This window comes from Thermosediminibacter litoriperuensis (assembly GCF_008124715.1).
Classification (GTDB): Bacteria; Bacillota; Thermosediminibacteria; order Thermosediminibacterales; family Thermosediminibacteraceae; genus Thermosediminibacter; species Thermosediminibacter litoriperuensis.
The window spans coordinates 39,755-54,630 of record NZ_VNHO01000015.1 but is presented as its reverse complement, the minus strand read 5'-3'; the positions used below and the strand labels follow the sequence as shown (position 1 = coordinate 54,630).

Here is a 14,876-nt window from a genome sequence, read left to right as displayed (position 1 = left end):
CAGCTTTCTAAACCAGATCTTCTGATCTGCGACGAATGGGGCTATGTTCCTTTGGACCGCGAAGGGGCGCAACTGCTGTTTCAGGTGATTTCGGACTGCTATGAACGTCGCAGTGTAGTAATTACCACTAACCTGGAATTCAGCCGCTGGGCGAGCATTTTCTACGATGAGCAGATGACAGCAGCAATGATTGACCGACTAATACACCACAGTTACCTGTTGATCTTTGATGGTCAAAGCTACCGGATGAGGCAATCGCTCATGAGGCAATTAAGTTAACATAAAAATTCCCCACCGGTGCCTGGGGAAAAATCTTTGCAAAAATGGGGAATTTCCTCTTGCAAAAAACAGCCAGTACTATACCAGATATTCCAGCGAATATACCAGATATTGTATAAATTATTATTTTATACTTATTAACATCTACACCTGATAGCTTTGTTGCTTCTTCATTACCACCAATTGCATAGGCATATCTACCTAATTTTGTTTGTGAAAGAATAATATGGGTAATTATATATATACCACCCCCTATTATGACTGGTACTGGAATCCCCAATATCTTTCCTGCCCCTAAAAATCTCACCATTGGGGGTAAACCAGAAATAGGATAACCTTTCGTAATGATCAGAGCAAAACCACGAGCTATACTCATCATTCCTAGAGTTACTATAAAGGGTGGAAGATCTAACCTAGTAATTAATAAGCCATTTGTTAAACCGCACAATGAACTTACTAATAAACCTAGTAAAATTGCAAAAAATACATTGCTCAGATTTTGTAAAACGATACCCATAGTAACACCGCCAAGCGCCAGTATTGAACCAACCGACAAATCTATACCTGAAGTAATGATTACGAATGTCAATCCGAATGCTAAAATTGCATTTATTGAAGATTGTAATAGAATATTTATGATATTACCTATTTTTAAGAAATGGGGTGAAATTATGCTTAATATAGCGCACATTAAAAATAGCGCTAATAGTATTCCATACTTTTGTAAATATTCTACGCTTGTCAGTTTTTTAAATTCATTTATTATTTTATCATTTTCTCTTAATAAAATTTGACCTTGACTTTTATCCAACTTTCTTTAACCTCCCCATAGCATAAGCTAATATTTTTTCTTCACTTGCATCCTGTCTCAACAATTCCCCTGTTATTTCCCCTTCATGCATTACCAATATCCTATCACTCATGCCAAGTATCTCCGGTAATTCCGAAGATATCAATAATACAGCTTTTCCTTCTCGGACAAGCTGATTTATTAATTTATAAATTTCAACTTTCGCTCCTACATCGATACCTCTAGTGGGTTCGTCAAATATCAACACCTGAACATTTGCGCAAAGCCATTTTGCTAAAACAACTTTTTGCTGATTACCTCCGCTTAAATAACGCACCTCTCTTAAAGGAGAAGGGGTTTTAATGTTTAATTTTTTAATATACTCAGCAGTTGTACATTTTTCTAGTTTTTTATTAATAAAAAATCTTTTTATGAAGTTATTTAAACTCGGGAGTGTAATATTGCTCGTAATGCTCATTATTTGAATTAAACCCTGCATTTTTCTATCTTCAGGTAATAAACCTATCCCATGCTTTATGGCCTCTAATGGTGAGTTGATATTTACCTTAACACCATTTATATAAATTTCTCCACTATCAATAGGATCTGCTCCAAAAATTGCTCTCGCTAGCTCAGTTCTTCCAGCTCCCATTAAGCCAAACAAACCCAAAACTTCACCTTTTCTCAAACAAAAAGATATGTTTTTTAATATACCTCCTCTATTAATGTTTTTTACCTCAAGAACTTTTTCTGAGATAGTAGCAATCTCTTTTGGGAATTTTTCTTCAATTTTCCTTCCTACCATTAACTGTATTATTTTATCTAGATTGAGACTGTTCACTTCATAAGTTCCAATATACGTGCCGTCTCTTAAAACAGTTAATCGATCTCCAATTTTTTTTATTTCTTCCAATCTATGTGAAATATATATTATCGATACTCCCGAATTCTTTAATTGGTTTATTACTTTAAAAAGTTGTTCAATCTCCTTTTCCGCCAAAGCAGAAGTAGGTTCATCCATAATTATTAACTCTGACTTGAACGATAAAGCCTTTGCGATTTCTATCATCTGTTGTTGGGCAATTCCAAGATTCTTTACTTTAACTCTGGGATCCAAATTGAGGTTCAACCTTTTTAATAACTCTTCAGTATTTTTATACATATTTTTCCAATCAATTAAACCATTGCCATTAAGTGGTTCCCGACCTAAAAAAATGTTTTCGGCTATACTTAATTGTGGCACCAAATTTAACTCTTGATAAATTATGCTTATTCCTATGTTTTGGGCTTCTTTCGGATTTTTTATATCTATTTTTTCTCCTTTAAAAATTATTTCCCCCTCATCTTTGCTATAGACGCCTGTCAGGATTTTCATTAGCGTAGATTTACCTGCACCATTTTCTCCAACTAAGACATGAACTTCTCCTGGTTTTATATAAAGATTTACTCTGTTCAAAGCTCTAATTCCAGGAAAGTCCTTTGAAATATTTCTCATTTCTAGAATATAATCCAATTAAGTTTAACCTCCTCCCTACATAAGTTTTGGGTTACCATAATAAACTAGTTGATATTTACTTTAATTATTCGAATTCTTGAGTTTTTTAGCGTACTATTACCCTACTCTGGTCAAAAAGAGAATATATAATTCTTGATGAATAATGCTGAATATGTCAATAGTAAATTTAAATTGACCTATTATCACCGGTTTTAAATTGACCCACCCTGTCCTTCAGGCAGTAGCTGTTGCCCTTCATAAAGTCTTCAATGAGCCGCGCGAAGCTCGTAAAGTATTGATAAACTTTCGCCTTTTCCTATCAGCAAGTTCAGTTTCAATTAGGCTGTTTTTGAACGCTATATACTTGCTATTTTTGCGCTGGGCTCTTTAAAGGAGGGCATTGAGGAAAGACGCTGCTTTTAAAAATTCCCAATTCTTTAAGGTGGGCTTGGTTTTTTCAAGGTCTATCATGCTCTGCTCATCTCCAGCAGGCCTTCATAAACCCCAAGAGAACGCTTTTCAACTTCGGTGAAGATAACTTAATTACCCGCGATCTGGGAAAAAGCATTCCTTCGACTTCTTTTAGACCTATATACCGGTCTTTGAGAAAACCGCAGTCCTTGAGTGTAATGCTTCTCGTAAGTAGCGTCACTTCCCATAATAGAGGATTTCAATTTTACCGTTTTTGTCCCTCACAACTACGTCTTTTCCGCTATACTGCAATGAAACGCCGCATCTTAGCTCGAAAGGCCTTCTTGTGGCCTTTCCCTGGTGAATTCTCCTGTTTTTTACACTACACTATTGCCAGACGGTTTAAGTCTCCGTAATCTATGAACTTCTTACCCGACAGAAAGTTGCTGTTGACAAAGTCTATTCCGCCCTCTACCTTGCCTTTGGTCTGGAGACGTCGTGCCCTGCATATTTTAGGGGTAAATCCAAGGGTTGCAGCCAGGTCTTCGAAAATTGAGTTCCATATGGGCTTTCTGTTTCCGCCAGTGCTCATTATTACAGTTTTCATTCTGTCAGTGAGGACTATATCGGTTATCTCGCCGAAGTATTCAATGCCGTGGACCAACTTAATTTGTTCAACCCCTATTAAAAAGTTCACCCGTTGACCTTCTAACAACGAGATCAACATCAAGTACTATTTTCTGACCCGGAGACCTCTTACCTTTTATCCTCTTTATCAAAAGCTCGGTCGCCATGTAACCCATCTTCCTCATCTGCTGGTTGATTGTAGTTAGCGGTGGGTCTACCATTTCCGCCAGCATGGTATTATCGTAACCCACTACCGATATATCCCGTGGGACTTCCAAGCCCATGTACCTGGCCGCCTTAATTACCCCTATAGCCGTTAGATCGTTAGCAGCAAAAAATGCCGTAGGTTTGTGTACCGAGTTCAGTATCTCTATGGCTTTTCTAAAACCAAACTCAACCTTAAATTCTCCAAACGCTACCAGTTCAGGCCTTACTTTTAGATTCGTTTCCTCCAACGCCTTTAAGTAACCCTTTTCCCTCTCGAGATTCACCTTTATTTGGGGAGGCCCGAGGAGGCAGGCGATATTCTTGTGTCCGAGGTCTATCAGGTGTTTTGTAGCGATATAACCGCCCCTGACGTTATCGGATACCACCACATCTACCGGCATATCCGCACGGTCTATGTCCCGACCCATAAGTACCAGTGGTGTATTTGACTTGATAAGGTTGATAACATTCTCGTCATTATAATAAGCTGTAGATATAATAAAACCATCGATGCTCTTCTGTTTCAGTAGGCGAATATATTCGGTTTCCTTATCGGACCTGTAGTCGGTATTACAAATTATAATATTAAAGCCGAAATCCACACTTGCATCTTCCACACCTCGCGCTAGTTCTGCGAAAAATGGGTTTGCTATATCGGGGATTAAAAGGCCCAAAGTTAGAATTGATTTTTTAGTCAATGCGGAGGCGATTACGTTCGGTGAATAATTCAATTCTTCCATTGCTTTTTTTACTCTTTCTCGCGTTTTTTCAGAAACCAGATCGCTGTTGTTTAAAACCCTCGATACGGTAGCTATAGAAACTCTTGCCCTTTTAGCCACATCGTAAATAGTAGCAGGCATACGTGTACACCTCTCGTTTAAACATTGCGTTTTTTATTACAGTGTTGCATTATTCGGCTAATAATTTTTAATTGTATATCTTGTAAGATAAATGTAAGCGGTTTCATTTAGTAACTTTAATTCACCCCTTCTCTTTTAGGAAAGAAGAGGTATTAAAATCATTTTCTGAAATTTCTTTTTTGTAAGGGGTTTCATTTTATTTTAAACCAATTTTTTATTGTATATAATTCGACATTTGATTTAGAATTCCTGCTAATTAAATCAAAAAAATTTATCATAAAAGCAAACTTTCTAAACTAACTGCAGAATTATATTTAAAAATAACCCTCTCTACCACCGAAGAACCCGCCGCTGAACATGCCTCCATCTTTCTCCACCAGTTCTACAAATTCTATCGGAACGGCACTATAGGGGGCAGTCACCACTTTTAAAAAAAAAACAAAATCCCCGACCGATATAACCGGTCGGGGACGAAAAAAATTTACTACAGCCTTATCATGTTCCCCGGGCCCAGAGGCAGGTCGAGGAAATACCAGATAGAAAATAATATGAACCATGTCACGGCAAAGTAAATTGAAAAAGGAAGAAGTGTAGATATAAGCGTTCCCATCCCCAACTTTTCGTCATATTTGCGCGCGTGCGAAAGGACAATGGGGAAATAGGCAAGCAGAGGGGTGATGGGGTTGGTAATGGAGTCCCCGATCCTGTAGGCCAGCTGGGTAAAGGCCGGGGAATACCCCAGCAGCATGAGCATCGGAACAAAGACCGGCCCGAGTACAGCCCACTTGGCTGAAGCACTGGCAACCAGCAGGTTGATCATAGAGGAGAAGATAATTATGCCGAGCAACAGGGGCAAACCGGTAAAGCCGATATTCCGGAGGAGTTCAGCACCTTTGATAGCCAGGATAGTACCCATATTGCTCCAGTTGAAATAAGCCATAAACTGGGCGGCCAGGAAGGCTAAAACGATATACGATCCCATTGTGCTCATAGCTTTCCCCATCATTACGGCCAGATCTTTATCAGATTTTATGGTTCCTGCAGCAATGCCGTAGCCGATAGCCGGAAACAGGAAAAATCCGGTCATTATCGGCACTAAGCTTTTCATAAATGGGGAGATGATCAAAGAGCCGGTTTGAGGGTCTCGCAAAAGCGCATGTGGCGGCAAAGTCAAATAAGCAATAAGACCTACATAGGCCAGGGCAACGAGACCGGCAACCCCCAGGGCTTTCTTTTCTACATCGTTTAAGGGGTGGAACTTCTCATTCTGGCCCTGGAAGGCGCCCAAACGGGGTTCAACGATTTTCACGGTCACCCAGCTACCCACAAAGGTGAGAAGGAATGTGGAAGCGATGAAGAAGTAGTAGTTCATTGCCGGATTGGCAATATATTTGGGGTCGATTATTTGAGCTGCCTTTTCCGTAAAACCTGCCAGCAGTACGTCCAGCATATTAATAAATAGATTCGCACTGAAACCGGCGGCTACTCCGGCATAAGCAGCTGCAATTCCGGCAATGGGATGCCTGCCGACGCTTAGAAAAATCATGGCAGCCAGGGGCGGAAGTACTATGAGAGCCGAGTCACCGGCTGCGTTTCCTAAAATTCCTGTAAATACCACCGCCGGCACGATAACCGACGTAGAAGCGCCGATTAATAGCCTGCGAAGCAGTGCACTTATCAAACCGCTGTACTCGGCGACGCCGACACCTAACATTACTACCAGTACCAGCCCCAGAGGTGGAAATGTGGCGAAGTTATTGACCATTTCTGTGAGAATCCTGACTATATTCTCTCTCTGAAGCAAGCTGACCGCTTTCACCACTTCCTTAGTTGCGGGATTCACCGCCTGCCACCCGGCAGCCGCAGCCAAATGGGAAAGAATAATTACCAACATTGCAAGCCCGAAGAACATGGTGGCGGGGTCCGGCAGTTTATTACCGCTTTTTTCTATAAAATTCAAAAATTTATCCAAAAAAGATGTTCTGGTCTTTTCGGGTTTTTCGGCTAATTTTTTTGTTGCTACGCTCATCTGCATACCTCCGTCTTATTATTGTATATTTTTTCATTATTTAAAACATAACTTGCAAACAGTTCCACCCCAATAGCCAGGGCATCCTCATCAATGTCAAATTCCGGGTGGTGATGGGGAGCCACAATACCTTTAGCCTCGTTTTTAGCTCCCACAAAGGCAAAGGTACCGGGAACCTTCTGCAAATAGTAAGCGAAGTCTTCACTGCCCATCACCGGTTCGGCGTCGATGACATTTTCCGCCCCCACCACCTCTGCGGCAATTTGCCGGGCGTAGCCTGTCACCTTTTCGTCGGTAATAACCGCCGGATAACCACGCGTATAGTTAAAGCGATAATCGGCCCCATAAGCCCCAGTTATCCCTTTCAGAATTTCCTCCATTCTCTTCTGAATGAGGGTACGCACTTCCTCGCTGTAGCTGCGAACAGTACCGGAGATTTTGGCGATGTCGGCGATTATGTTGAAGGTGTACCCCGCCTGCAATGTACCGACGCTGACTACCGCCGGTTCGCTTGGTTTTACAGACCGGCTGACAATGGTCTGCAGGGCGGTAACCACCTGAGCGGCCACCACCACGGCATCAACGGTTTCATGGGGCGCGGAACCGTGCCCTCCTTTGCCGATGATCTCGGCTGTAAATGAATCAACGGCTGCCATAAAGGGACCGGCTTTTAACCCGACAGTGCCGGCAGGGTAATTGGTCCACAGGTGAAGGCCGAACATGTTATCCACTTTAGGATTTTCCAGCACCCCGGCTTCAACCATAAATTTCGCCCCGCCGGGAAGTATTTCTTCACAGGGTTGGAAGATGAATTTCACTTTTCCGGTAAAAGTGTCTTTCAACGATGACAGAACCATGGCCGCCCCTAACAGCATGGCGGTATGGCCGTCATGACCGCAGGCATGGCAGACCCCTTCCACGGTAGAGGCATAAGGTACCTTTTTGGCATCCCTTACCGGAAGGGCATCCATATCAGCCCGCAGGGCTACCGTTGGACCGGGCTTTCCGGTATCCAGCAGCCCAACAACCCCCGTTTTGGCGATTCCGGTCTGCACCTCAAGGCCCAGACTTTTAAGGGTTTCAGCTACAATTTTTGAGGTACGCACTTCCTCAAAGCCGAGCTCCGGATGCGCGTGAAAATCGCGGCGTAAAGCCTGCACTTTCGGGAAAATTTTTTGTACTTCTTCTCGAATTTCTTTCATGTTCTTCCCTCCTTAAAAAAATAGGATTAAAGTTGCTTTGACCCTTCCGCAGAGATATTGCGAAAAATTATATATAATACTTTATATTTATGCAAGCAAAAAGATATTCGTAAAAACTCGTATGACTCAAATTATCATGGGTTTTCAAGCCATTTTCGGTCGAAGGTCTCTTTTTCGACCGTATTTGAAACACTCCCGAATACACCGGACGAAAAAAGTCCGGGCACGACGGCATAAAAATTCCTAAAGCTTTACTCTATATTAATTTTGTGTTAATGTTATCTTAATTCCCTTCAGAAACGGGGGTAATTTTGATGAACAGCAAAAAAGTCCTGATACTGTCGGAGAAATTCGGGGCCGGTCACGAGAGGGCCGCCATCGCCCTCTCAAAAGGCATAAAGAATATATCGCCCAACACCAGAGTCAGGGTTATCAACTTTTTTCAATTTTTACATCCTCATGTTTCAAAAGTCACTCTGAAGATGTACCTGAACGCCATCAACATGAAGCCCGAAATCTGGGGCTATTTTTATGAGAGGGAAAGAAATAAAAAGAGGGCCGGGCTTGCAAAGAAACTGCTCCGGGTGGGTATGTCCTTTTTTCTCAGGGAAATCCTTGAAAGGGAGAGGCCCGATGTAATCGCCTGCACCCATCCCTTCCCAGCCTGCGTGGCGTCCCGTTTGAAGCAGAAGGGACTCGAAACCCCGCTGGCCGTCGTGATCACCGACTTCGACGTCCACGGCTTCTGGATAAACGACCACACGGATGCCTATATCACCGCCGACGAATCCCTGCTGAAACCCATGCTGGATTTCGGGATCAATCCCGCCATTATACACCCCACCGGCATACCCATAGACCCCAATTTCGACCGGGAGGTGATCGGGTCCGACGCCAAAAGGGCGTTAGGGTTCAGGGAAGACCTGCCCCTTTTGCTTGTAACCGGAGGAGGCCTCGGCCTCACGGTCCTGGATGAATATACCGTTAAACAGCTGGCTTCGGCGCCGGTACAGCTCGCAATAATTTGCGGTAAAAACCCGCCTCTGCGGCAGGCCCTTCGGAGAGTCGTCGCGGAAAACAACCTGGACAACGTAAGGGTGCTGGGCTTTGTGGGAAACATGTGGGATTACATGGGAGCAGCCGATCTGCTCATCACAAAAGCCGGCGGTCTCACCATCGCTGAAGCCATCTCAAAGGAGTTGCCCGTCGTCGTATATAACCCCCTGCCCGGCCAGGAGGAGAGAAACGCCGCGTTCCTCCTTAAAAAAGGCGTGGCAAAAAAGGCCGGAAATCCAAAAGAACTGGTAGGTCTGGTAAAAGAATTGATCCGCAACAAGCACCTCGTTCATACCATGAAAGGGAACGCCGCAGGCTTAAAAAAGACCCGGTCGGCGGAGAAGGCGGCGGAAATAGTACTCAGCCTGGCGGATCACGGCAATAAAACCGCATTGATTTCCTTTCGATATTGACGAAATATAAAATCCCCTGCCCTCGAGACCGGGGATTTTGCACTATATTTTTCCCCTCCGGGATGGTATACTAGGATAAAGACAACCCGGAGGGCTGGAATTTTTATGAAGCGCATCGTTGAACTCGACTATTTCCGCGGCATAGCCATCGTCCTGATGGTAATATTCCATGCCGTATTCGACCTTTCATACTACTTCGGCATCGACATAGATTATACAAGAGGGTTCTGGTACTACGAAGGGAAGCTTTCAGCAATCATGTTCATCGCCATCGCCGGCGTAAGCTCCTGTTTCAGCCATCGCCCCGTTTTAAGAGGCGTCCGGCTCTTCCTGCTCGGAATGGTCCTCACGGCGGCAACCTACACCCTGGATAAAACCAACTATATAAAATTCGGGATACTGCACTTCCTGGGCTCGGCCTATACTATATCTGGGCCTCTAAAAAGAATGAAACTGGCGGCGGTGATCCTCCTCGGAACCGCCGCAATTGCAACCGGAATCTATTTCAATGCCCTTGCGGTCCGGAATCCATATCTTTTCCCTTTCGGGCTTACCACCCGGTCTTTCGCTTCTCTGGACTACTACCCCCTCTTACCCTACTTCGGTGTCTTCCTATACGGCACGGCTCTCGGGCGGCTGTTTTACGCCAGGGGCTTCAGGCTTCTTGGAGGTCTTACCGACAACCCCTTATCCCGCCTGGGCCGGCACTCCCTTTTCATCTACCTGGTTCACCAGCCTATCCTCCTGCTTCTGCTATACCTCGCCGAGAGAACGGGTCTTTTATAATGAATATTACAAGTTTGTTACAAAAAAAGGAAATTCCCCGGGGACATAGAAATAGAATATTTAGATAGGGACACTGCAAAAAATTAACAAGGAGTTGAATTAAAAATGCACCGCTTACTACAAAAGCCCGTGGGAATTGCCGTCAGGCGGATTCTACCGGCTTTTCTCGTGTTTCTGCTGCTTTTCACTTCGGCATTCCAGGGTTTCGCCCAGGAAATTCTCCTGCATGAAGAGGTGGACGGATTTCCGGTAACCCGCGGAGTCACCTATGAGGGCAGGACGGTATTCACATCCCTCGGGTGGCAAAAAATACATATCCTGAAAGTAGACCTGGCTTCGCAAAATGTGGACATAGATGCCATAATGAACAGGAACGGGCTTTCAGAGCGCCAGATTCTGAGCAGGATGGTGGCGGAAAACGGCGCCGTTGCCGGCGTAAACGGCGATTTCTTCGTAATGGCCAACCCCTCTTCGCCTATAGGCGTGCAGGTAACTGACGGCGAACTGGTTTCGTCTCCATCCGGCAGAAAGGACATGGCCGCTTTTGCCCTCACCTATGAAAAGATACCTCAGCTGCTGCGCCTGGAATTCACCGGGAGGCTGGAGGCTCCCGACGGCACATCCTTTGAAATCGGCGGTGTAAATAAGCTCGGTAACGGATACGGCAGGATAATGGTCTACACCCCCGAATTCGGAAAAACGACACCGGCGCTCCCGGCGGCCACTCCCGACATAACCTTCGCCGTTGTCAGAAACGGCGAGCTTGTAAATATCTTTGACGGCAGATCGACCGAAATTCCGCAGGACTCTCTTATACTCGCCGCCGGAGGAGAAGGTTCGGCGTTCTTAAAAAATAAGTTCGCGATTGGAGACAGGGTAAAGATCGACCTGCATATTACGCCCGATATCTCCAACTTAAAAATGGCCCTGGGCGGCGGCGCGGTTCTTGTGGAAAACGGGGCCATACCCCCTACCTTCTCCCACAACATAGCCGGGCAACACCCCCGAACCGCCATAGGTTTTACGAAAGACGCCAGGACTCTCATACTGGCGGTGGTGGATGGAAGGCAGGCGGGAAGCAGGGGTATGACCCAGGAAGAGATGGCCCGACTGATGCTGAACCTGGGAGCTTACAACGCCCTTAACCTGGACGGCGGCGGCTCGTCCACCATGGTAGTGAGGGCCCCGGGCGAAAAAGCTCCCGCCGTCATAAACAGCGTTTCGGAAAAAACCGAAAGGCCCGTCGTCAATGGCCTGGGCATCTTCGCCAAGTTACCTTCTTCGGGAAAGGTCCACGGCTTTAGAATAGTCGCCAGTTCCTTCAATATACCGAAAAAAGGCCACCGAGTATTTGATATAAAGGCTTTCGACGAGAACTACAATCCCATCGACGTAGACCCTAACCTTATCAGATGGAGCGTTTCGGGAGGGCTGGGCACTTTTAGCGGGAACGTGCTTTACGCCGAAAAGAGCGGCACCGGCACCGTTACGGCTTCTCTGGGTGACCTCAAAGCCTCCGTCGACGTCAGGGTGCTGGGAGATGCGGCGGAAATCGCCGTCGAACCTGCCAGGGTTCAGCTTTCACCGGGCGGGAAGAAATCCTTCGCCGTTTATGCGGTCGACGCAATGGGGTACAGAGCTCCTGTTGATCCGGTTGACATTACCTGGGAGGTCATGGGAAACCCCGGACACTTTGAAAACGGAGAATTTGTTGCATCGACCGGTCCCGGGGCGGGTGCGGTGATCGCCCGGTTCATGAATCTTAAGGCTGGCGCCCTGGTAAAGGTAGGAGAATCCGGCGAATTCGACGAATCGCTTTTACCCCCTGTTACTTTTCGGATTGACGGGGCAAACGCCCCGTTCCAGAGTGGAGGCGTAACTTTCGGCGTTTTCGGCGACCTTTTGATGGGCGCAAATTACAACCCAGCCTACCAAAAGACCTTCAATATTGCGTCTTCGGTTTTTGACCGTTTCAAGACAGGGTTGAACGTCATTGCAGGACGCACCTACGCAGGCGGCTCTACACCGCAAAACGGCAGTGTTGCGGCGACCTTAAAAAATTACCGGATGGCTGGATCCGGATATTCCACCCACGCCGAAGCCGGCACCTTCTTTATATTCCTGGACGCTTCGATGGGCAGCCTCAGGCTTACGGACCCCGGCCAGTGGTTAAAACTTAAAGAGGACGTAAAATCCGCCGCCTCCAAATACAAGAACCTCCTGGTGGTCCTCGACAGGGCTCCCGAGGCTTTCCAGGACCCGCTGGAGGGCGACCTCCTCAAAAAGATCCTTTCAAATCACAGGGATGCTTACCGGAACGTGTGGGTGATATCCGGCGGGGCAGAAAAATTCTCCACCAGGATGCAGGATGGGATCAGGTACGTAAACGTGCCGGGAGTAAACGCCGGAGAACCGGCAGCGGTACTGGTCAATGTTCAGGGAGACAGGATCAACTACAGAGTGGTACCGTTACTTGAAAAGATCATCACCGAGACGCCGGCGGTTAAAAAAGGCCTGCCGGCGGCTCTTAAGGTCTACGGTATCTCGCCGACCGGTCGCAAAATCCCGCTGGGATACTCGTATTCCGTAGAATACGCCGTGTCACCGGCCGAGTCGGTGAAGTTCGACGCAAAAACCCTTATCATCAACGCCCAAAAGACCGGCGAAATTTACCTCACCGTCAAAACCGAGGGTTTGACCGAAAAAATAAGGCTTCAGGTGGTGGACCTTACCGTGAAGGTCAACGGCGCCGAGATGGCCTTCCCGGACCAGCAGCCCTACATTAACAGCGAACATCGCACCATGGTGCCCGTCAGGTTCATCTCGGAGAGCTTGGGGGCCAGGGTTAACTGGGACGAAAAAAACAAGATGGTCATAATAGAGGGGAACGGGCATAAAATCAGCCTGAAGGTAGGCGATAAAAAAGCGACCGTGAACGGCAGGACCGTGCCTTTCGACACCAAGGCCGAGCTGAAGAACTCCAGGACAATGGTTCCGCTGAGGTTCGTGAGTGAGGTACTCGGGGCAAAGGTGTTATGGGACCCGGCCACAAGAACGGTGGAAATAAGCCGTTAGTTCCGACTGAATAAGAAGGGGGAATTTCATATCCCTCTTCTTTTTTTATGTAACTCGGGGAAATACGAGGGCATATAATATATTAACCACAGCACCGGAGGAAGGATTCAAATGCTGAATGGCCGGAGGCTTTACTGGGGCCATCGCAAGGCTTTTATAGCTTTTCTGATACTGATCCTTCTCTTCCTCGGCTATTAAAGTGTTACCTTAGAAAAGTAACCCCGATTACCGCTTTATAATATATTATAACTAGAAAATGTGAAAAGGAGGTACCGGAATGACCGGTGGATTTTTTGACGACCGCAAGGGATTTTTTGACGATCGCAGGGCGTTTCTAGTATTTCTGATACTGATTCTTCTCCTGTTGGGCGACTTTAGAGACAAAGACTTTCATGATAAATGCTAAATAAGAGCCGTGCCCTAGGCACGGCTCTTATTTTTGTAGATCCTTTGTCCTCCCTCTCTAGTTTAACTCCACCAGCTCGTATTTCCTGGTACCCATCCCCAGTTTTTCGGCGTATTCCAGCTGCACCAGACCGTTGGCCTCCGGATGCACAGCGGCGAACTTGTCCTCGCCGGGCTCGAAACCCCTATTTGCCTCCCCCAGAGCACTGTTCCTGTGGCCGTGCTGGTTCGTTACCAGGTCATAGCTCGCCTGGTCTATGGCCACCGGGTCCAGGGACGCCAGGATGCCAACATCGGGCACCAGCGGTGCGTCGCTCCAGGGGGTGCAATCGCACAGCGGCGTCACGTTCATTACGAAGTTCATAAACGCTATTTTGCCCTTTTTTGTGAGAAAGGCTCCGCAGGCGTACTCAGTCATTCTCTCGATGAACTCCCGGTTACCGGTCTTCCACTGGGGTTTAATCACGCCGAAGTAGCACATCGAGATGCACTCGCCGCATCCGACGCATTTTTCAGGATCGATGTACGCCGCCCCGTCAACCAGCGAAATTGCCTCCTCGGGGCAATTCCTGATACACGAGAGACACCTCCTGCAGTTTTTGTCCACGAAGGGCTTCACGGTGGAGTGCTGCTGCTGCTTGCCCGCGGCAGGGGCGCATCCCATGGCCAGGTTCTTTATGGCTCCGCCAAAACCCGCCATCTCATGGCCTTTAAAATGGGACATTACTATCATGGAATTGGCGTAATAAATGCCGGAAGCGATCTTCACAGTCTCGAAATGCTTTTTTTCTATCTTAACCTCAACAGAGTCCTTGCTCACAATCCCGTCGGCGATGACTACAGGAGCCCCAGCCACTGCATACGCAAAACCGTTTTCAATTGCGGTCACAATATGGTCAATGCCGTTGCTCCTGGAACCCTTGTAGAGGGTGTTCGTATCCGTGAGGAAAGGTTTGCCTCCACTATTTTTAATCTTTTCCACAACCTGCCGGACGAATACCGGGTTTATGTAGGCGTTGTTTCCCTTTTCTCCGAAATGAATCTTTATCGCTACAAGGTCGTTTTCAGATATGATGTTTGCAAATCCGGCGGCATCGAAGAGCTTCGCGACCTTCGCTGAAAGGCTTTCGGACCTCCTCTTTGCGCGCATGTTGAAAAAATATACTTTTGCACTCATGGCATTACCCCCACCCTTTGTATGCCGTGTTTTCTATAATTATACCAAAAAACGCCGCTATTTG

General features: G+C 46.4%; 11 protein-coding genes and 2 pseudogenes. 5 read left to right on the top strand and 8 right to left on the bottom strand.

All coding sequences use genetic code 11. From position 1 onward, the window contains the following. Positions 1–279, top strand: a 279-nt coding sequence (locus LZ11_RS07725; protein ID WP_170240332.1) for an ATP-binding protein, incomplete at its 5' end; no start/stop codon positions are given. Here LZ11_RS07725 and LZ11_RS07720 read toward each other — a convergent pair. From LZ11_RS07720 to LZ11_RS07695, 7 genes and pseudogenes are all read right to left on the bottom strand, one after another. Further along, a complete protein-coding gene (locus LZ11_RS07720; protein WP_148867321.1) occupies positions 260–1,090 on the bottom strand; it encodes an ABC transporter permease in 831 nt (276 codons plus the stop codon). The genes LZ11_RS07725 and LZ11_RS07720 overlap by 20 nt on opposite strands. After that, positions 1,083–2,582: a sugar ABC transporter ATP-binding protein gene (locus LZ11_RS07715; protein ID WP_246110753.1), complete on the bottom strand. Its 1,500-nt coding sequence runs from the start codon at positions 2,580–2,582 to the stop codon at positions 1,083–1,085. Before LZ11_RS07715 ends, LZ11_RS07720 begins: the two co-directional genes overlap by 8 nt. A 449-nt stretch (positions 2,583–3,031) precedes the next feature. After that, positions 3,032–3,305: pseudogene (locus tag LZ11_RS13175) on the bottom strand (IS21 family transposase); the annotation flags it as partial. A 30-nt stretch (positions 3,306–3,335) separates the two neighbouring features. Further along, positions 3,336–3,639 (bottom strand): annotated as a pseudogene (locus LZ11_RS13170) (IS21 family transposase); the annotation flags it as partial. Between the two features lie 10 nt (positions 3,640–3,649). Continuing rightward, entirely contained in the window at positions 3,650–4,669 is a 1,020-nt protein-coding gene (locus LZ11_RS07705; protein ID WP_148867320.1) for a LacI family DNA-binding transcriptional regulator, read from the bottom strand. Positions 4,670–5,153: 484 nt separating this feature from the next. Continuing rightward, positions 5,154–6,698 carry an AbgT family transporter gene (locus LZ11_RS07700; RefSeq protein ID WP_148867319.1) on the bottom strand — a complete coding sequence of 515 codons (1,545 nt, stop codon included), beginning with the start codon at positions 6,696–6,698 and terminating at the stop codon, positions 5,154–5,156. Next, the gene (locus LZ11_RS07695) at positions 6,695–7,900 is read right to left on the bottom strand and encodes a M20 metallopeptidase family protein (RefSeq protein WP_148867318.1); all 1,206 of its coding nucleotides are present in this window, start codon (positions 7,898–7,900) and stop codon (positions 6,695–6,697) included. Before LZ11_RS07695 ends, LZ11_RS07700 begins: the two co-directional genes overlap by 4 nt. A gap of 314 nt (positions 7,901–8,214) precedes the next feature. Between LZ11_RS07695 and LZ11_RS07690 the strand changes: the two genes are divergently transcribed. From LZ11_RS07690 to LZ11_RS12880, 4 genes are all read left to right on the top strand, one after another. Beyond that, positions 8,215–9,369, top strand: coding sequence for an MGDG synthase family glycosyltransferase (locus LZ11_RS07690; RefSeq protein ID WP_148867317.1), 1,155 nt, complete (start codon positions 8,215–8,217; stop codon positions 9,367–9,369). Between the two features lie 105 nt (positions 9,370–9,474). Further along, positions 9,475–10,155: a heparan-alpha-glucosaminide N-acetyltransferase gene (locus tag LZ11_RS07685; protein WP_148867316.1), complete on the top strand. Its 681-nt coding sequence runs from the start codon at positions 9,475–9,477 to the stop codon at positions 10,153–10,155. 105 nt (positions 10,156–10,260) lie between these two features. Beyond that, on the top strand, positions 10,261–13,230 hold the full coding sequence (locus tag LZ11_RS07680) for a phosphodiester glycosidase family protein (protein ID WP_148867315.1): 2,970 nt from the start codon (positions 10,261–10,263) through the stop codon (positions 13,228–13,230). A gap of 277 nt (positions 13,231–13,507) precedes the next feature. Continuing rightward, positions 13,508–13,636, top strand: a complete 129-nt coding sequence (locus LZ11_RS12880) for a hypothetical protein (RefSeq protein WP_281282722.1) — start codon at positions 13,508–13,510, stop codon at positions 13,634–13,636. A 57-nt stretch (positions 13,637–13,693) separates the two neighbouring features. On the opposite strand, the gene LZ11_RS07675 is transcribed toward LZ11_RS12880, so the two are convergent. Continuing rightward, positions 13,694–14,812, bottom strand: coding sequence for a DUF362 domain-containing protein (locus LZ11_RS07675; RefSeq protein WP_148867314.1), 1,119 nt, complete (start codon positions 14,810–14,812; stop codon positions 13,694–13,696). Between the last annotated feature and the right edge of the window lie 64 nt (positions 14,813–14,876).